The 19832-nt window shown below is 28.4% G+C and carries 25 protein-coding genes; 7 read left to right on the top strand and 18 right to left on the bottom strand.

The window, feature by feature from the left end:
• Nucleotides 1-19 precede the first annotated feature (19 nt).
• From spoIIR to IC214_RS03435, 16 genes are all read right to left on the bottom strand, one after another.
• Nucleotides 20-679, bottom strand: coding sequence for a stage II sporulation protein R (gene spoIIR, locus IC214_RS03510; RefSeq protein WP_227437539.1), 660 nt, complete (start codon nt 677-679; stop codon nt 20-22).
• Between the two features lie 135 nt (nt 680-814).
• The gene (locus IC214_RS03505) at nt 815-1495 is read right to left on the bottom strand and encodes a GntR family transcriptional regulator (protein ID WP_227437541.1); all 681 of its coding nucleotides are present in this window, start codon (nt 1493-1495) and stop codon (nt 815-817) included.
• Nucleotides 1479-2369, bottom strand: coding sequence for a 4-(cytidine 5'-diphospho)-2-C-methyl-D-erythritol kinase (gene ispE / locus IC214_RS03500; protein WP_227437544.1), 891 nt, complete (start codon nt 2367-2369; stop codon nt 1479-1481). Before ispE ends, IC214_RS03505 begins: the two co-directional genes overlap by 17 nt.
• Before the next feature lie 117 nt (nt 2370-2486).
• Complete coding sequence (locus IC214_RS03495) at nt 2487-4037, bottom strand: DUF3794 and LysM peptidoglycan-binding domain-containing protein (RefSeq protein ID WP_227437546.1); 1551 nt, start codon at nt 4035-4037, stop codon at nt 2487-2489.
• Between the two features lie 92 nt (nt 4038-4129).
• A complete protein-coding gene (locus IC214_RS03490; protein WP_009892135.1) occupies nt 4130-4396 on the bottom strand; it encodes a Veg family protein in 267 nt (88 codons plus the stop codon).
• Nucleotides 4397-4543: 147 nt separating this feature from the next.
• Nucleotides 4544-5404 carry a sporulation peptidase YabG gene (gene yabG, locus IC214_RS03485; protein ID WP_227437548.1) on the bottom strand — a complete coding sequence of 287 codons (861 nt, stop codon included), beginning with the start codon at nt 5402-5404 and terminating at the stop codon, nt 4544-4546.
• 83 nt (nt 5405-5487) lie between these two features.
• Entirely contained in the window at nt 5488-6426 is a 939-nt protein-coding gene (locus IC214_RS03480) for a dipeptidase (RefSeq protein ID WP_227851722.1), read from the bottom strand.
• Between the two features lie 109 nt (nt 6427-6535).
• Entirely contained in the window at nt 6536-6697 is a 162-nt protein-coding gene (locus IC214_RS03475; RefSeq protein WP_227437552.1) for a hypothetical protein, read from the bottom strand.
• A gap of 9 nt (nt 6698-6706) precedes the next feature.
• A complete protein-coding gene (locus IC214_RS03470; protein ID WP_227437554.1) occupies nt 6707-7204 on the bottom strand; it encodes an SEC-C metal-binding domain-containing protein in 498 nt (165 codons plus the stop codon).
• A gap of 117 nt (nt 7205-7321) precedes the next feature.
• A complete protein-coding gene (locus IC214_RS03465; RefSeq protein ID WP_227437556.1) occupies nt 7322-8032 on the bottom strand; it encodes a UPF0489 family protein in 711 nt (236 codons plus the stop codon).
• A gap of 159 nt (nt 8033-8191) precedes the next feature.
• A complete protein-coding gene (locus IC214_RS03460; RefSeq protein WP_227483274.1) occupies nt 8192-8740 on the bottom strand; it encodes a hypothetical protein in 549 nt (182 codons plus the stop codon).
• Nucleotides 8727-8969: a hypothetical protein gene (locus IC214_RS03455; RefSeq protein ID WP_227863212.1), complete on the bottom strand. Its 243-nt coding sequence runs from the start codon at nt 8967-8969 to the stop codon at nt 8727-8729. The genes IC214_RS03460 and IC214_RS03455 overlap by 14 nt, the downstream gene beginning before the upstream one ends.
• Before the next feature lie 16 nt (nt 8970-8985).
• Nucleotides 8986-10380, bottom strand: coding sequence for a sodium:solute symporter family protein (locus IC214_RS03450; protein ID WP_227437563.1), 1395 nt, complete (start codon nt 10378-10380; stop codon nt 8986-8988).
• A gap of 213 nt (nt 10381-10593) precedes the next feature.
• The gene (locus IC214_RS03445) at nt 10594-11847 is read right to left on the bottom strand and encodes an MFS transporter (protein WP_227437565.1); all 1254 of its coding nucleotides are present in this window, start codon (nt 11845-11847) and stop codon (nt 10594-10596) included.
• A 48-nt stretch (nt 11848-11895) separates the two neighbouring features.
• The gene (locus IC214_RS03440) at nt 11896-13050 is read right to left on the bottom strand and encodes an aminotransferase class I/II-fold pyridoxal phosphate-dependent enzyme (protein WP_227863211.1); all 1155 of its coding nucleotides are present in this window, start codon (nt 13048-13050) and stop codon (nt 11896-11898) included.
• Between the two features lie 478 nt (nt 13051-13528).
• Nucleotides 13529-14098, bottom strand: a complete 570-nt coding sequence (locus tag IC214_RS03435) for a recombinase family protein (RefSeq protein ID WP_227483333.1) — start codon at nt 14096-14098, stop codon at nt 13529-13531.
• Nucleotides 14099-14299: 201 nt separating this feature from the next.
• On the opposite strand from IC214_RS03435, the gene IC214_RS03430 reads away from it, so the two are divergent.
• Nucleotides 14300-14527 carry a single-stranded DNA-binding protein gene (locus IC214_RS03430; protein WP_227437569.1) on the top strand — a complete coding sequence of 76 codons (228 nt, stop codon included), beginning with the start codon at nt 14300-14302 and terminating at the stop codon, nt 14525-14527.
• 225 nt (nt 14528-14752) lie between these two features.
• Here IC214_RS03430 and IC214_RS03425 read toward each other — a convergent pair whose 3' ends face one another.
• Complete coding sequence (locus tag IC214_RS03425) at nt 14753-15496, bottom strand: RsiV family protein (RefSeq protein WP_227825047.1); 744 nt, start codon at nt 15494-15496, stop codon at nt 14753-14755.
• A 168-nt stretch (nt 15497-15664) separates the two neighbouring features.
• On the opposite strand from IC214_RS03425, the gene IC214_RS03420 reads away from it, so the two are divergent.
• From IC214_RS03420 to IC214_RS03395, 6 genes are all read left to right on the top strand, one after another.
• Complete coding sequence (locus IC214_RS03420) at nt 15665-16537, top strand: class I SAM-dependent methyltransferase (protein ID WP_227437573.1); 873 nt, start codon at nt 15665-15667, stop codon at nt 16535-16537.
• Complete coding sequence (locus IC214_RS03415) at nt 16537-17202, top strand: RluA family pseudouridine synthase (protein ID WP_227437575.1); 666 nt, start codon at nt 16537-16539, stop codon at nt 17200-17202. The genes IC214_RS03420 and IC214_RS03415 overlap by 1 nt, the downstream gene beginning before the upstream one ends.
• Before the next feature lie 20 nt (nt 17203-17222).
• The gene (locus tag IC214_RS03410; RefSeq protein WP_227437576.1) at nt 17223-18080 is read left to right on the top strand and encodes a MerR family transcriptional regulator; all 858 of its coding nucleotides are present in this window, start codon (nt 17223-17225) and stop codon (nt 18078-18080) included.
• Between the two features lie 175 nt (nt 18081-18255).
• On the top strand, nt 18256-18585 hold the full coding sequence (locus tag IC214_RS03405; RefSeq protein WP_227437578.1) for a PadR family transcriptional regulator: 330 nt from the start codon (nt 18256-18258) through the stop codon (nt 18583-18585).
• 4 nt (nt 18586-18589) lie between these two features.
• A complete protein-coding gene (locus tag IC214_RS03400) occupies nt 18590-19039 on the top strand; it encodes a permease prefix domain 1-containing protein (RefSeq protein WP_227825049.1) in 450 nt (149 codons plus the stop codon).
• Between the two features lie 83 nt (nt 19040-19122).
• The gene (locus IC214_RS03395; RefSeq protein WP_227437582.1) at nt 19123-19500 is read left to right on the top strand and encodes a DNA polymerase III subunit delta; all 378 of its coding nucleotides are present in this window, start codon (nt 19123-19125) and stop codon (nt 19498-19500) included.
• Between the two features lie 130 nt (nt 19501-19630).
• Here the strand turns inward: IC214_RS03395 and IC214_RS03390 are convergent.
• On the bottom strand, nt 19631-19832 hold a 202-nt coding region (locus tag IC214_RS03390), incomplete at its 5' end, for a hypothetical protein (RefSeq protein ID WP_227437584.1).

Raw genomic sequence — 19832 nt, 5'->3', positions numbered from 1 at the left:
TCCTTATAATTTTATTTTTTTAAAATTTTTCTTCTAAATCCTTTACTACTTCAATTACTTTAAACTTGATTTTTACTCTGCTTGTTTTCTTTGGTGTGTCTTGTTTTATTAGCTTATATTCCTTGTCAGTTAAAACTTCTTTTAACTTATCATCTGTAGATTTGTCTATAACTCCATTAGACTCATCAACAAAACATAATGGAGGAAACATAACACACCACCAGTTTTTTCCTTCACCTTTTCCAATTATAATTTTTAATGCTTTATATTCACCTGCTGGAAGAACTATATTAGAATATTGTTTTGTAGGAAAGTTACTATATTGTATACCTACCTTTACACTGTAATTATATCCATTTTCAAGAATAATATTTTTACTTATTTCTTCCAGAGTACTATATTCTTTTTTTATAATAGCTTCACTTTCCTCTATACTTTTTGAGTTTTGTAGTTTTGGTTGTAAATATTTTACTACTTCATCCCTAACTTTTAATTTAAGTTCTTGATCTTCATCTGTATTACTATTTGCTATGACATGAAATCTTATTAATTTATCTTTATAGTCTTTTGATATATTATCAATTTTTTTTACTTCACCATTTATTACTATCGTCATTATTGATATGACTGATATAAGACTTAATATTAATATTCCCAACCTAACTTTAATTTTTCTCATTGAAAAATCCCCCTCAAGATAAATTTATATCATCAATTATGTCCATTTAAATTTAATTTATTCATAATATTTTCAATATCAATAAAAAAACTACTTTGAAATGTTTATAAACATTTCAAAGTAGTTTTTTAAATTTTATAAGTCTTTATTCATCATAGCCTTATCTATCATAAATTGTTCTGCTTTTTCTATATGCTCTGTAGCATATTTCTTAGACAACTCACTATCACCTTTTATTATGGCATCAAGTAAAAATCTATGTTCTTCAACAATATTAAGCGATGAGTCGTAATCAGACATATAAGTAACTCTAAACCTATACACTTGTTCCCATAAGGAGTTTATCAATTGGATTAACTTTTTATTGTTTGTTGCTTTAAATATACATTCATGAAATTCTACATCTTGTTTCAATAGTGCATCTAAATCTGATTCCAAAATGCTTTTTTTTAACGCTTCTGATATATCCTTAAGTTTTTTTATATCATCATCACCAATTCTTTCAGCAGCAAGAGACGCTGCTAGACCTTCTAAGCTTGCTCTTACCTCTAATACATCTAGAAGATCCTTTAATGACATATTTGCTACATATGCACCTTTTCTAGGCAACATAACAACTAAACCTTCTAATTCAAGCTTTCTTATTGCCTCTCTTACTGGAGTTCTACTTACTCCTAATTGTTCTGCTAGTTGTACTTCCATCAGCCTTTGACCAGGCTTTAATTTCCCTTCTAAGATTGCCTCTCTTAAATTTTCGAAGACTACATCTCTTAATGGCTTGTAATTATCCAAGTTCAGTTTAGTTAAATTCTCCACAAATTTCAACCCCTTTTTGACTGCTGTTAACAACATATACCTGTTTATATTTTTTTAATAATTCTTTTTTTCCAATTAGAGCATCTTCTTTACTTTCAAATAATCCAAAAACTGTAGGACCACTTCCACTCATCATAGAACCTAAAGCATTATTTTTCATCATAACTTGCTTTATATTATTTATCTCTTCATATTTACTTATAGTAACATTTTCAAGAACATTTACCATATTTTCTGATACAGCTTTTATGTCTTCTGAATTTAAACACTCCATCAAATATTTATTATTAGGTCTTTTTTTAATATTATTCAAATCTAACCCTTGATAAACTTCTTTTGTAGAAACAAATAATTCTGGTTTACATATTAAAATACTTATATCACATGGTAAACCTTTAATATCTGTTAGTTTTTCTCCAACACCTTGAGCTAAAGCAGGCCTTCCTGATATACAAAATGGAACATCTGCTCCCAAGTTAAATCCGATGTCTTTTAATTCATCTTCAGATAACTCAAGTTTCCATAATTCATTTAATCCTACTAATACTGCGGCGGCATTGGAACTTCCTCCAGCCATACCTGCTGCTACAGGAATATTTTTTTCTATGAATACTTCTACGCCTTTTTTTATATTAAATCTATTCTTAAGTATTTTGGCAGCTTTATAAACAATATTATCTTCATCTAAAGGGATATCTAAACTAGTGCTTTTTATCTCTATTTCATCTTTATCTAATCCCTTTATTTTTACTATATCGTATAAATCTATCGTTTGCATTATCATTTCAACAAAATGATAACCGTCTTGCCTTTTTCCTAAGACATCAATGGATAAATTTATTTTTGCCCTGCTCTTTAGTTTTATAAAATCCATTCTATCCTCCTTGTTTAAAGAATAATGCATCACTAACAATAATATTATACTACAAAAAATAAAATAATAGGGTATTATAATACCCTATTATACTTAATTACTTTAAATTTTTTAATATTAATCTACTAATACGACTTTTTTTTCTAAAATAAGACACTTGCCAGGCTTAATTGCTTCGTCAAGTTTTATATCATTGAGTTCTGCAATTTCATTTTCTGTTGTATTGTATTTTTTTGCAATATTCCAGAAAGTATCTCCTTCTTTACATATATATACAATTATACTTGGGGCTTTAGATAAATCATACACACCTTGATCTTCACCTTTAACAATAAAGCTTTCTGCCTTTTTATCTAATGCTTCAGTAAATCTTTTGATTTTTATAACCAAATCTATTTGGTCTCTATTCAAATCAACCTCAATTTTATCAATACATGCCGTATTAAATACTGATGCTGTATCAGTTAAGTTATCCATCTCTATATCATGTTCAAATGGAATTTCTTCACTAATTTTATAAACTAATTTTAGCCCTTCAACTGGAATAAATAAAATTTCAACTTTTATAATCCCTTGTATAATACTTTTATTTCCTTCAATGTAGCTATTTTCTATAGACATAGTTGGACAAACGCTTACAATATCTTTTATTTGTATATCATCATTATCATTTCTTATTCCTTCTCTAACCATAAATGTTTCTTCACTATTTCTTAAAGTCTTATTTAATTGAATAGGTTTATGGTCAAATTTTATTATCTTTTGAGGAGAGTATGCATCTTGTAATACCTCTCTTGTTACTTCATCTGTAACTTTTACCTTGCAACAAGCCATACAATCTATTTCTAATAGACCTGTATTACTTTCACTATTTTGTTTAAAAATATGATTAAAGTCTGACATGGACAATAATACTTCCTCTGTCATACCATCACTCACTCCAGGAACTTCTACAAACTGAGTGAACTCTATACCCACTCTATCTAACTCTACAAGTTCACCCTCATATGTACAAGCCAATGGATTTATTTCTAATACTCCACCAATAATAACCTTATTATCAGTTACTCTACTTTCTTTTACTTTAACACAAGGATTTAAGCTTATTATAGATTGAATTTCTTCTGTATTTATAGTTATAGTGTCTCTTATAGAACTTTCTGCTTTTTCTATTCCCACTATATCTTGAAAACAGATTTCCTTTCTATGCTTTTGTATGCCTTCTACTTGCGCTACATCCTTTACAATATCTAATCTCTGTTTTTCAAATAAACTTCCTCTTATATTCATAAGAGCTCCTACTTTAATCTTTCTCTCATTCATTATAGTGCAGTCCATATGCTCTACCTCTGAAAATAACATGTATTCCATATCTTGCATAACATTATCTTTTTCTATTACTTCGTTTATATCTACTTTTCCATCTACATTAGAAACAGTATTTTTATCGTCTGCGATGTAAATTACGTTGTAATTAAAACTTCCTCTACAAAGTATCTTTCCATCTGCTATCTCAATTTTTTTAAGTGATATGTAACCCTCAGTCTTTACAATCTCATATACATCTAGCTTCTTGTCTGGCACTACTGCTTCCGCCTCAATAAATGTTTGAAATTTCCCAAAGTCTATTCTATTGTCAATTTTAATTACATCTTTAATTAATTCCATAGTTTACCTCCTTAAGTATTATAAAAATATCACACTATATTTATATTTAAGGAACAAAAAAAAAATTACACCTATTTTTAATAGGTATAATTTTAACTTATTTGTAATTTATCTTGATCTCTAAAAACTTGCAACTTTACATTAGATGTTAATAAATCTGAGTAACTATAAGATACCCTAGGATATCCATTACTTTCATCATCTAATTTTATAACAAACACGCTTGGATAAACTTTTTCTAGTATACCCTCTTTTGTAATAATCTGCTTTCTTCCTTTATTAGCTTTCAACAATATTTTCTTTCCTATATGTCTTTCTAAGCTTACTCTTATCTTATCTAGAGTTTGAACAGTAGCCACAATATCACCTTCTTTAACGTTTATATGTTTACATAATATCACATATAAACATTTTTGTCAAACGTTTAAACTAATTATTTTATATATTTTTTGCAAAAATGTCAATACTATTTTTGAATATATACAGTATAATTATGTTAATTTTTGTTAGTGCAATATTGTTTTTGGCATTGCCCATCTAAATTTCCCTCTTGTTTCAGAGCCACCAATACCCTTAACACCTGTGATAGTCTGCTCTATAACCTCATCAATAGGTACTACTACATCAATTCTTGAACATGCAATTTTTTCTACTACAAAAACAGGGTCTAAAGCATGTATCATTATTCTACCAGGGGAACTTGCATAATTCGCTCCTGCATTTATTATTTTTTCATAATTTGACTGACATGCTCCTGCAAATATTACAAGATTATCCAAATTTGGTTGCCATTTACGTGCTTCTCTAACTGTTTTCATAAAATTTAAAGAGTTTCTATAGTTATTCATATCTTCTATATCCCCTCTTTTTACTGTCATTGCATCATGTCCTGTAATTACTAGTATATCCGGATTATATTTTTCTAGTAATGCTCTTACTTCTTTATGCTGGTTTTGCTCTGAAACTGCTACTCCTACTGCAGGTATTCCAAGTTGAGCATATACATCCAAACAAATTTTTAAATACTCTTTATCTCCATCTATTTGTAATACTTTTCCAGGCATTCCATATGTGTTAGAATTTAATTGAAGTTTTGGAACTGCCCTTGTCATCTTTTTCTGTCTCTCTTTAGCCTTTCTTACTGACTTATATAATAAATTTTCTACATTTTTATCTATTAATATATCTTTTATATCAGGTGCTTTTACTAATTCAAGGTCATCAATATAAGCATCTGCTATTACTCTAAATGCAATTCCTTTTAGTATAGCTATTTTTTCATTATTTTCATCTACACCAAAAGAGACTATTTTAAATACAATATCTTTGTTATGTGACTTTCTAGCTACAATGTCTCCTACCTTCATAGTTAAACCTCCAATAAATTTTTATCTTAGTTTATACTATGTTCGATATAAAACTTTGTTTCCTAATGTCAAAAAAACATTTCTTATAACACTTCTTTTATTACTCTTAAAGCGTTTTTATAGTATATTTTTTCTATTTCATCTTCACTAAATCCTTCTTTTTTTAGAGGCTCGTATAATTTACCCATTTGAGATATATCCTCAATCTCAACTTTTGAATCTATTCCATCGAAATCTGAGCCTAGAGCTACAACATCAATTCCTCCAACATTTACAATATGTTTTATATGTTTAACCATATCTTCAAGCTTACTTTCGCTTTTATCGCCTAAAAATAAGTGGAAGAAGTTAATTCCTGTAACCCCACCTTTATTAGCCAACACTTTAATCATATCATCAGTTAGGTTTCTAGTATGATTCATCATTGCTCTTGAATTTGAATGTGTAGCTATTATTGGTTTAGAGGATATTTTTGCAATTTCATAAAATCCACCATCTGAAATATGAGAAACATCAACTAGCATACCTAGCTCATTCATCTTATGTACAACTTCTCTACCAAAATCTGTAAGACCTTTTTCTCTATACTCTATATTATTATGAGGAAAGCTTAACTCATTCACATGATTCCAACTTATTGTCATCATTCTAACGCCTAAATCATAAAACTTCTTTAAGTTTTCTATTCTACCTTCAAGCACTGCTCCTTCCTCTATAGATAAAAGTGCTGTAAGCTTATTCTCTGATTGATTTTTCATAATTTCTTCATAGTTAGTAGCTAGAGCTATTACATCACTATTTTTTTTCATTTCTTTATGAAATTTATCTGCCATACTCATACAGTAATCAAAAGGATGTTTTACTTCTTCAGTATCAACAAAAAGAGCAAATGTTTGAGCCAATGAATCCCCTTTTTTCAGCCTGTCTATATCAACAGAATATTTGTTAGTTTTAAGTTCACTTGTTTCTACATTCTCCATTAATTTTGCTATAGTATCACAATGCAAATCAATAAATTTCATATTTATACCCCCTGTATATTTTATATTTATATCTAAAAATAGAAATAGTTGTCCTTATAGACAACTATTGACAACTATTTTTTAATATTCTTTTTAATGTTACTTAATTTTATTCCTCTTTTAGGTTAGGTATTACTTTCTTAACTTCTTCAATTTGATGCCATGTTTTATCTATACTATTTTCACTAATATATTTTTTTAAATCAGTTAAAGATGTAAAATCTTTAACTGATAAATTGTCATCATCATCTGCAAATCTTAAAATAAACATAAGATTACCTTACTTTCCACAACATTTCTTATATTTTTTACCACTTCCACATGGGCATGAATCATTTCTTCCTATTTTTGCTTCTTTAACTACTGTTTTAGATTTTTTGTATGCTTTTATTATTTCTTTTCTTTGGTCTGCTGGTAATATTTCTTCCCAACCTTGTAAATTATATAGCCAATGAGCCTCGACAGTTACCATATTGTTATATAATTTTTCCCAATCTATTTTTATAGAAACTTCTTTATCAGCTTCTACATCTTCTAAAACTATATCTTCTTTTAAACTTTCACTTATTCCATCTATGAATCCCATGAAAAATTCATTAGTAGTTCCAAATTTCTCAGCTAATTCACTTACTTTACCTTCAACAACATCCATTTTACTATTTAATATTTCATTGTATATTCCAGCTTCAACTTTTAAATATTCTTCCCAGAATTTTACCTCTGTTTCTTGACTTTCGTGGTTATCACTTAAATTTCTCCATTCAGTATATAAACTCATACTTTTTTCCTCCTAAGTATATCTATATTTTTTTAGTTTTTTTATAGTATAAAATCTTTTAGTTAGATTGGAAGTTTCTTCTTTTTGATTATACCATATTCTATTTAAAGTTAACTCTTACATTATATCATAATTAAACAATTCTTTTAATACTTTTATAGCATACTCTTGGTTTATAAAGTAAGGACTTGTAGCAATTGTTACAACTTTAGCCTTTTTAATTAGATTTTTTATCTTTTCTAGTTTAAAATCAAATGGTATATAGTCCATATCCTCTGAAAATATATCTAAATCTATGTCAAGAACAAACTCTGGTTCTATATCTAAATCAAAGCCATATGAGCTATCTATTATTATTAATTCTGAAAATATATTATGTTTTAATGCTGGTTTTATAAAACTTCCTACATTTAAAACCTCATTTGTATACCTAAATACGTCCTCCAGATTATTTATATCTACATTGTAGTTTTTAGGCTCTCTAGTATCCTTATGTTGATCTACATGTACTAATTTACATCCTCTTGTGAATTCATTTGCCATCATAGATTTTATCCAAAAATAAAATGCATGGTTATGATTATCAAAAACATATATTCTTTTATTTCCCAGGACATATTCGACCATATTTTCCAATCCTGTTGCTTTTATCTCTTTATTTTCATCAATTTCATTAAATACGACTTTGTTTCCTAATTTCACATCATCCAATGTTCCACTTATTAGTTTTGGAACATATATACTCTTATTTTTTCTCTCTTCATATGAAAATACATTATTTCCTACTGGCTTTTCTATATAAAACCCTGTATATTTATAGTTTATCATAAGAATTAATTTCCTCCATAATTATAACCTATACACCTTAAACTCACTTATCATAAATTGGGTTATCTAGTATAAAAGATACTTGTATATAACTAGCTATTATATCTTCTCTCAATATGTATTATACAATAAGTGTAAAATATATTTATATAAAATATCCTACATTCCTATAACAAAACCATCTGCTTCAATTGGCAAGTAACTTACTCTTGTATTTAATTCCACTTTTCCAAAGAATACTACCCAGTATGGTCTAAAGATACTTTTAATTTTAACTATCTCTATCTCTGGTATACCCCCCATAAACCTGTGACTTAATCTTATAGCCATTTTATTTGCCTTTGATTTTACTCTCCTTTCATCCTTATCACTATATTGTATGATGTCATTATCTACATTTTTTACAATTTCAGACACTGGTAGTTCTTGTACTATACTGCCAGCACCCGTAGAACCATTTACTAAAATATTTAATTCATTTGTATTACCAGCTTGTTTTTTTTTCATGAAAATAGATTTATTTTGATGAATTTTAAGTGTAACGACTTTAAACTCTATATAATGAAGTCTAACTTCATGAACTTCTTTATTTTTTAATATCAGTCTACTTAGTAATGAATTATTTCCACTTTTTGCTATATCTATAGCTTCATCTTTTGTAATTTTTATAGGCAATGCTCTTATATCCATAAAATCATTCCCTTTCATCTTTTTTTCCTGTCATTTTAAATACTCTATATAGATAATCAAAAAATATCATAACTACTGCTATCATGACTCCATATGGGATTATCTTTCCAACTATAATATCATTTCTAGTTACTATACCATAAAATATAAATCCTGTTATTAAAAAGTATAATAGTACTAAAAAACCATCTATACCAAGCCATTTTATTTCCAAATCTTTTTTTACTTTAGATACCAATTTAGACATAATAACTACTCCCTTTTTATAGATTATTTTGTGTATTTAAATTTTTACCTATTCTATTTCCTATTGTCCATGCAATAAATGAAAGAGGGATGGCTATAACAAGAGGTTCTAATTCAAAACTTTGAACTGGAAACATTTTAAAATAACCAAAAGTTACTCCGCCTACAATCATTCCCAAAATACCACCCATAGATGTTCTTCTTCCATTACCAAGAAGACCTCCTACTATAGGTACAAATGCTGAACCCATCCAAATACTTCCTACAAATATACATGCATCATATACATTTTCAAATCTAAACGCCACACTAAGTCCCATAACTGCTGCTAAACATACACCTATTCTAGTAAATTTAACTAATTGCTTTTGAGATAATTCTTTTTTAGTAATTCTTCCATATATATCATTTGCTAAGGTAGCTCCTGCTGCTAGATAATAACTATCTAGTGTTGATATTATTGAACCTAAAATTCCGATTATAAATATAACTCTTATACCTTCTGGCAATGTATTTAAAACTAAAGTTATATACCCAGCTGCTGGAGCCATTTCTGGATAAGTGGCTCTAACTATAAGACCTGTCATAGTTAATACCATGTCAAAACATATCCATAGAGAAAAACAAGTCAATAAAGCTCTTCTCCCAACTTTTGGAGAATCTGCTGCTGAAAATCTTTGGTAAAACGTTGGGTCTGAATAAGCTCCAAATGAATATACTATTAACATCAATGCTTTCATTGCTGACATACCTTTTGTAGGATGCATTAACTGAGGTGCATCTTTAAGTGCTTCTGTAAGACCTTGAAAACCACCTATTTGGTCAAATTGACCTGGCATAACCATAGTTAGACCAAATACCATGCAGAAAAACAATACCATATCTGTAATGGCAACTCCCATAAGACCACCAAGAACTGTCAATATAACTACTACCACTACCATTATAAACCCTATTAGCTGTTTATCAATTCCCCAAGCTACATTACCTATAGTTCCCATAGCTGTTATTTCTCCAAGTTGTGCACAATATATAAACATTAAAACTGCTCCAATTATAGCAACTTGCTTTCCATAAAAACTTTCTAATAAATCAGGAACTGTTATATTAGTTCTTATATGAATTCTTGGTCCAACCCACAATGCTAAAGGCATTCTTCCAATATGTGCAGCTATTGACCATACTGCCCATGCAGATATCCCATATATAGCTGCATACTCTACACTACCAACTGTACCAACTCCACCATACCAAGAGGCAACCAAAGTACCTACTATCAAAGACCATGGTAAACTTCGATTTCCTAGGTAATAACTTTCCATATCTTTTACATTTCTAGAAAAATAATAGCCTATCCCTAACAATAGAAATGCAAATATAATTATAATTCCATTTTCCCATAATGCTAACATATCTACTCTCCATATTCTTATTATTGTCTTAATTTTCTATTTTAATATTTAAATAGTTACTGTTATTTTTTAATTAAACTTACTTTATACCACATGTTATAAATTTATTTTATAATCATGAAATCTCTAAACTAAAACTATTATTATTTTAAACATGAACAACTCTACCCATTTTAAAAAAATAGGTAGAGTTATATAAATAATTATAAGTATTTAAGCGATTTTATTATTCAAGTTTTTATTTTCTTTTTTATTTATTTTATTTAAAGCATAAGTGGCAAATATACCTATAACTGCACACACTACAGATAGAATAAATATATACGTATATCCTGTTTGTCCATATTTATCTAACCAGTTACCTGCAACTGTATAGTAAAATGCATCTGGAGAAAATCCTATAAATGAAGCGAATCCAACTACTGCTCCTGTAGTTTCTAAAGATATATTAGACTCTGAAACAGATGCAAAGTATATACCTCTAAATCCAAATAAGATTACACTTAGTATTATCATATTTATTACAGCTATCCATATAAGTGCTGCACTCTTAGGGATTACTAAGTAAGCTGCTGTACTTATTGTCATTAATATAAATCCTACAAACATTACTCTTATAGATGAACCAACTTTATCTGTTATAACACCTGCAATAGGAGATGCTCCCATTTTTATAACATAAGTTCTAATTATTGATAAAGCTGAAACTAAAGTCATTGGCATTACATAAACTTCTGATAAGTATGGACTTAAATAAGTTAAACTTGAAAATACTAAGTAAGTTGAAAATATTATAAGACCAATCAGCCAAGCTTTTGGCATTGTAACTACTTTTAGTAATGATTTAATGCTTAATCCTTCATCTGATGCTCCAGTATCTTTCTTTTCTTCTACTAAGAAGAATAAAAGTATACCACATATTATAGATGCTGCAGAATATAACCATACTACATATTTAAATCCAATAGTTATTTCAGCAAATTTTCCAAAAAAGTAAAGACCTATAAAAGAAATTAATGTACCTGATACCCCTGATAAACCTTCATAAAATCCAAATATTCTTCCTTGCTCTGATTCACTACCTTGCATTCTAACAACCTTAACAGAAGCTGAGAAGAATGTTAATATTGTTGTAAATCCCCATAATACAAATATTAAAAGAATCATGTTGTATGATGGAAATGTTGAGAAGTAAAACCCTAATGCTCCTGAAGCAATTAAAGAAAAAGTTATCAGTTTTCTAACTGAAAATCTATCAGCAAACCATCCACCTATAAAATAAGATACCATTCCTACTAATCCATATAAACTCAATAAGTTCCCTATTTGCGTATGACTCAATGCTAATGCTTGTTGCATTGGATCATAAAATGATGACTTCATATATGGTAAACTATACATAGCTGTTGTCCCAAATGCCAATATGAATATTACCAAAAATCTCTTAACATTACTTTTGTTTTCCATGATTTTGTCTCCTTAAGATTTTAATTTTCTAGTTTTATTTATATAACTTTATTTTAATTTTTCTATAGCTTGTTTAAAGTCATTTATTATATCATTTGCAGACTCTAGTCCTACTGCTATTCTTATTAGATTTTCTCCATTCATTTGAACTAATGTATGTTCTTCTCCTAAGCTTGTTGCTATTGTTGCAAGTTCTAAAGAGTTCATTAATTTTCTACTAGCTTGGTCTCTTGTTAATCCATTTATTCCATCTTTAAGTTTAAATGAAACTACTCCTCCACCTAAACCATTCATTTGAGTTTTACAAAGTTCATACTGAGGATGAGTTTTTAGTGCTGGATATTTTACCAGTTCTACATTTTCTTCTTGCTCTAAAAACTCTGCTACTGCCAATCCATTTTCACAGTGTTTTTTCATTCTCATGTCTAACGTTTTCATACCTCTTAAAATCATCCATGCACTCATTGGTGGTAAAGATGCTCCTGTAAAACAACATAAACTTGGCCATCTAACTAAATCTATTAATTCCTTTGAACCTGCTACTGCTCCCCCTAAAGTATCTCCATGTCCATTTATAAACTTAGTAAGACTATGTATTACTAAGTCTGCACCTAAGTCTATTGGTCTTTGTATAATTGGAGTACCAAAAGTGCTGTCAACAATAGCTAAACTCTTATTTTCGTGAGCAATTTCTGCTATTGTTTTTATATCTACTAAATCTAATGATGGATTTAATGGACTTTCTATATAAACTATCTTAGTATTTGATTTCATTGCATCTTTTACATTTTGTGGGTTTACTGCATCTACAAATGTAACTTCAACGCCAAATTTGGCTAACAACTCAGACATAAATAATTTAGTATGTGAGAATATTCCATCAGAACTAACTATATGGTCTCCACTTTTTACTAATGCTAATATAGTAGATGTTATTGCTCCCATACCTGATGTACTAGAAATAGCACTTTCTGCATTTTCAAGCATAGCTAATTTAGCCTCTAGCTCTGTAAGTGTCGGATTACACTCTCTTGTATATACATACCCCCATGTCATACATAACTCTTCAAAATGCTCTACTGTCTTTGCAGCAAATGTTGCTGTTTGATATATTGGAGTAGCTAATGCACCTGTTGTTGGGTCTGCACTATGTCCCCAATGTATTATTTTTGTCTCCAAATCTTGATTAATATTATTACTCATTTTAATTCCTCCTATTTTGACCTATTTATACAACGTTTTCCCTGCCAAATTTCACCAATTCAGCTTTAATTAATACAAACTTTTTAAGTATACTTTTATATTTGTTATAATTTCTAAAAATCTGACACTTATTTTGCTTTTTTATAGTTTTAATTATAAACTCTATAGTAACTATAGAGTCAATATGTTTTTGATATTTTTTTTACAATGTTTAAAAAATTTAACATAAAAAGAGATATGTCTTAAAATAAGCTTGTTTTAAGACATATCTCTTTTTATATTAAATTTGATTCAATACATAAAGCATCAATTTTTTGTTCTCTGTATAAATTCTTTTATTGTCATTTTCTCATCAAAAGTCTATAGTAATTATACATTACTATAATTTAACATCTGTAAATAAAATTAATTAGAGGCATAAATATATTCAAATAATCCAATTTATTTATACCTCTAATTTTTTATAAGTAAAATCTCATTAAATTGATTTCTTCGCACGAATAAGTGTGCTTTTAGAGATACCAGTCATCTTCACAACCTCTCTATAAGGCTTAGAATTTAATAATCCCAATGCGTATTGTATCTGCTGATTACTATATTTCTTTGGTCTACCATCCTTAAAATCTTTTTTCTTTCTAGCAAATTCTTTTCCCAACTGAGTTCGTTCTATTATCATATTTCTTTCAAGTTCTGCAACTGCAAGTAATGTAGTTAAAAAGAATTTCCCCATTGAAGTATTTTCTAGGAGACCTATATTTAAAATATGGACACTAACTTCTTTAGCAAATAAACCCTCTATCAGTTGTATCCCATCTGATGTACTTCTAGCTAGCCTATCAAGTTTAGTCGCAACAAGTAAATCTCCCTTCTTTAAAGAAGATATAATTTTTTCAAATTTAGGTCTATTTGTGGTAGTCCCTGTATAAGTTTCTTTTATTATTTTAGCATTGTTATACTTGCTTAATATCTCTTGCTGTTGTTGATACAAACTATTGTTATCTGTCTGGTTCTTTGTACTGACACGGCAATATCCATATATAATAATAATCACTTCCTAACGTAAATATTTAATGCAGGAATTTGTAGATATCTGTATCTACTTGTCTTTATACATTTTACTAAAACGAATTTTTGGTGTCAATACTGTTAACTTTTGACACCATTATAATTCCTTTATAATTTGTTTGACTATGTCAAAAATTAACAATATAATGAAGTTAATGAAATTATACAAATTGGAGGAAATAATATGAATAGTCTGTTAAATGATGCAATAGATGAGTTAAAAAACATCCATTGCGGAGAAGTTTTTTTATTAAAAGAATTGTTCAAAGGCTATGAATGGAACAGGTTGGAGATGAACATCAGGTTAAAATTAGGAAAACTTTTTTTGTATGAAGTAGTAAGTAATCCCAATTTAAAGGTAGAAGTAATCAATAAAAATTCTGCTTATCAGCAAATGTATAAAAAAAAATAACAACTTAAATATATATAATAATATAATCTTCTTGTTGAGTCAAAAGTTAAAACTTTTAATACAAATTAATTGTACTATATAAATGTTTATCAGTAGGTCTGAGTCTATATAACTAACATATACAAATAGTACTGTTTAAATTATGTTTTTAAGATAGATAAATCTTAACCCTACTCCAGCATAAATCTTGATATACTAAAATAGGGCTCAGAATTATCTATATTTTTATACCATAAAATGCTTAGTTCTTCCTCTTGATTGAACATATATGTCTGGAGAGATACAATAGAAACGTTGATTTATAAAATTTCCAAAATCAGAAAATCTTATCTTGAATTTAGGGATTCCAAAGCTTTCAGGTGCTATCTCATCTACACCAAAATAGATAACAATCCCATCATCTGTAATATAAAATGCCTGATCTTCAGGTATAACTAACTCTACATTAGAGTAATACATTTCTCTGTTTTCATTAATTTCAGCTTTTATATAATCAGTTATTATGTTTATATAGTCAACTCCATCTCTAAAAATATCACCTAGTAAAAGTTCTTTTCCATTTGTTAAGTCTATATTGTAATTATTTAATGTATTGTACTTAGGTCCAGAACTACTAGCAAATCCCATAAGATTTAATATCATACTTAGTACATAGTTTTTACTGAAAGTAACTGCATAATTAGTAGAAACCCAGTAACTTTGTTTTGGAAGTGAATTTTGAGAAGCTGCATTATTATATTCTTGTTCTTCTTCTTGCAACCCAAGCTTAAAATTATTTACAGTCATCTTTACAGCAGAATTTATGTTGTTTAAAATAGGCGGATTTACATAGGTGGATTGATTTCTAATATTGTACAGAATAGGATATTTTACATCATATGAAAAGTATTTGCTTCTGCCAAAATCTTCATTAAACTGCACATATAATATGTTATATGTACAAGTATTTGTAGCTTGATAATTTTCCATTAAAACTCTCCTCCTCTTATTAAAAAAATCAGATACTATATAATATGTTTAAAAGAGTAATAATGTTAACAATAAATGTAAAGAATAGAAAGTATCTAAAACAGCAAAAAATGACTGATTTTGTGGTATAATACATAGGATTGAGAGTTATTTTATAGGAGGAAAGATATGTTATTATTAGCAGATAAATGGAAAGATTATGAACTTATAGATATGGGAAATGGAGAAAAATTAGAGCGTTGGGGTAAGTATGTACTTAGAAGACCAGACCCACAGGTTGTATGGCCAATGGAGTCTGAATGGGCTCTATGGAAAAACCCTCACGGACATTATCATAGAAGTAATAAAGGTGGAGGTCAGTGGGAACACAAAAAAAGATATCCAGAACAATGGACTATAAATTACAAAAACTTAAAATTTCACATTAAACCAACTGGATTTAAACATACTGGATTATTCCCAGAACAAGCAGCCAATTGGGACTGGATGATGGATAAAATCAAAAAAGCTGACAGACCTATAAAAGTATTAAATCTTTTTGCATATACAGGAGGAGCTACAGTAGCATGTGCATCCGCTGGTGCAGAAGTATGTCATGTTGATGCTGCAAAAGGTATGGTCAACTGGGCAAAAGAAAATATAGAGTTATCAGGACTTAAAAATCAAACAGTAAGATTTATAGTAGATGATGTTGTAAAGTTTGTTGAAAGGGAAATAAGAAGAGGTAAGAAATATGATGCAATAATAATGGACCCTCCTTCTTATGGGAGAGGACCTAAAGGAGAAGTATGGCAAATAGAAGAAAAATTATATAGCTTTGTGGATTTATGTATGGGTGTTTTATCTGATAATCCTTTATTCTTTCTAATTAATTCTTATACAACAGGATTTTCTCCAATAGTTCTAGAAAATGTACTGTCTACAACAATAGGTAAAAAGGCAAACAATGGCGAAATCTATGGTGGAGAATTAGGAATACCAGCTTCTAGGGATGGTAAAATACTTCCTTGTGGTATATTTGGAAGATGGGAGAAAAAATAATGATAAAAGTCATATATGAAGATAACCATTTATTAGTTGTAGATAAACCTGTAAATGTATTATCTCAAGGAGATGATACCAATGATAAGGACATGGTAAATCTTTTAAAAGACTATATCAAAACAAAGTACAATAAACCTGGAAATGTATATATTGGTTTGGTACATAGACTGGATAGACCAGTGGGTGGAGTCATGGTTTTTGCCAAAACATCAAAAGCTGCCTCAAGATTGTCTGAACAAGTAAGAAATAAGACATTCAAAAAAACCTATATGGCAGTTGTTCATGGTAAAATGAAATCCGATTCAGACATATTAAAAGATTTTTTATATAAAAATAAAAAAACAAATATGGTGAGTGTTGTGAAAAAAAACCATAAGGATGCTAAAGAAGCTGAACTTAGTTACAAAGTTTTGGGTTTTAAAGAAAATCTAAGCTTAGTTCAAGTAAACTTAAAAACTGGTCGTTCTCATCAGATAAGAGTTCAATTTGCAACTAGAAAACACCCATTATATGGAGACCAAAGATATGGCCAAGAAGTAAATAAAATTGGACAACAGATTTCTCTTTGGTCTAATAAAATAGAAATTTGCCATCCAACAACAAAAGAAAAAATGGAATTTATATGTACTCCACCTGATAAATATCCATGGAATATATTCTAAATCTCAAATGAGGTGATTATATGAGTAAAAAGTTTTCAATAGGCGAAATGTCAAAACTTCACAAAATAAGCATACAAACGCTAAGATACTATGACCAAATAGATTTATTTAAACCTGTTCATGTTGACCAAGAAAGCAATTACAGATATTACTCAATTGACCAATTTTCACAATTGGATATTATAAAATACTTAAAGTATCTAGGTATGCCATTAAAAGAAATCAAAGAAAAATTAGATGAAAACAATGAAGAAATTCTAAAATTATTAACCAATAAGATTAATATCGTAGATGAAAAAATTAAAGAATTAGAACTTATAAAAAAAGTATTAAGTACAAAAAAAGAAACAATGGAAAAAGGTATGAGAGTAGATGAAGTAGGTAAAATAGTAAGAAAACATATTCCAAGAAGAAGTATTTTATCCATAGAATATGAAGAAGGTTTAAGTAATGAAGAAACTATGGAGCTTTCCAGAAGACAAATAGCAAATATACTAGAAGATAATATCTCTGTGTTTTATGGTGGAGTAAGTGGTCTTGTATCTATAGATAAATTCTTAAAGGAAGATAAAGTCATCTATGAAAATAGCTTTGTAAATGTTGAAAGAGATTTATTTGATGCTAAGTCTCAAAAATATATATCTGAAATTTCAGCTGGTGATTTTATTTGTATGACATATAAAGGCTCTTACAGAGAAAATTATACTGCTTTTAAAAAGTTAGTTGATTATGTTGATTATAAAAGGATACCTATTGAAAATTATATATATGAGATACCTATAATAGACCCTCTATCTACAAACAATGAAGATGAACTTCTAACCGAAATTCAGATACAGGTTAAAAAGAGAGAAATTGATTTAAGATGTCTAGTATAATCAGGTATTATAAAAAGGGCGTTTCCAAATGATTTTTAAATCATAAATGGAATGCCCTTTTTAAATAATAATTAAAATTTTATAGTTTAGACTTGGAAAATAATATGAAATGTTTTATTATATATCTATATACCTTATATTACGAGGTATATGATAAAATAAAGTAGGTGAATTTATGGACTTAAACAAAGAAGTGCTTAAAGGTCATATTGATACTTTAATATTATCAATACTAAGCAAAGGAGATTCATATGGATATGAAATAGCAAAAGTAGTTAGAGATGAAACTACATTTGAATTAAAAGAAAGTACACTCTATGTGTCTCTTAAAAGATTAGAATCTAAGGGCTTGATAAAATCTTATTGGGGAAATGACCAAGGCGTAGGAAGCAGGAGAAAGTATTACAATATAACAGATGATGGAAAGGACAACTTAGAAGTAAAAATTCAAGAGTGGTACTTTATACAAGATATTATGAACAAGTTTCTAAAGAAGGGGGATTAGATTTATGAAAATAATAGAAGAGTATTTAGAAACACTATATAAGAGTGAAAATAACAAAGAAATTCAAGATTTAAAAGAAGAGCTAAGAGAACATCTAACAACATCTGCAAATGAATTTATTGAAAATGGATATAAAATAGATGAAGCACAAAATAAGGCAATTGAAAGATTTGATGGTGATGGTGAGATGTCAGTAGAATTACGCTCAATGTTTAAACAAAAAATAGAACCTAAAAAAGTTTTATTGCGAAGATTATCAAATTCAAGGCTCTTATTTTTAAATTTATTTGGATGGCTTGTTGCAGCTGCTGCATTTACAGCCAATAGAGGTTTTGGTCACATAGTTCCACCTTGGTTGATTATAGCTTTGATAATTGTAGTAGTTATATTGATAATTTTAAGCATTATAATTAATAGATTAAAGAAAGAAATAGAAAATGACTATGTTATGTAGTCACATTAATAAATATAGTTTTGTTTTATTTATACGAGTAAGTACTACGATATTAATAGGTACTATGAAAGGAGTTTTTGTATATGGAGAAAAAAATATTATTAGAAAAAATTCTTGATACGCCAGGCGTTTCATATATTAATGAGAAAGTAAATTTATTTAAAGGTACCAAATGGATTTCATTTGGAACTTATATAATGACTGTTGAAAGCTTCTGCTATAAAGAAGATTCAAAACACTATAATCCAGTAATGGGTACATTTGATTATGAGTCAGAAATTTTTATAGTTAATGCCATATATAAAGATGAGGTCTACTCTATTAAAAATAAAAAACTCTATAGAAATGTATCTAAAGGAGATAAAATAGTTGTTACAATTAAATACTATTATGATAAATATGAAAATCTTATACATGAAGAAATTCATGACTACCACTCTTATCCTCTATCTAATGATTAAAGAAAAGACTGATAGTATCAAGATTGATATTTATTTTAGTTCACATAAGAAAATAATTATCGAGTATTAATTAAAGGCGAAAGCTCCTAGGAACTAACGCCTTTAATTAATCTAAATATCAGTTTGTTTTTTATTCTGCTATATTATAAACTTTTAATTTATCTTTATTTATATGCTTTTTCTTAACCTCTACTAAGGCTTTTAATGTATCTAAAGATGTCATTATTTCAGTAGAAAATTCAATAGCTGTTCTTCTCATTTTAAATCCGTCTCTTGTTGAGTCATTACCTTTAGTAGGTGTATTTATTACTATATCAACTTGTTTATTTCTT

It is taken from the genome of Clostridioides sp. ES-S-0190-01, from assembly GCF_020658275.1.
In the GTDB taxonomy this organism is placed as follows: Bacteria; Bacillota; Clostridia; order Peptostreptococcales; family Peptostreptococcaceae; genus Clostridioides.
Note: the sequence above shows the minus strand (reverse complement) of the source record. Positions and strands in the feature narration are given on the sequence as shown.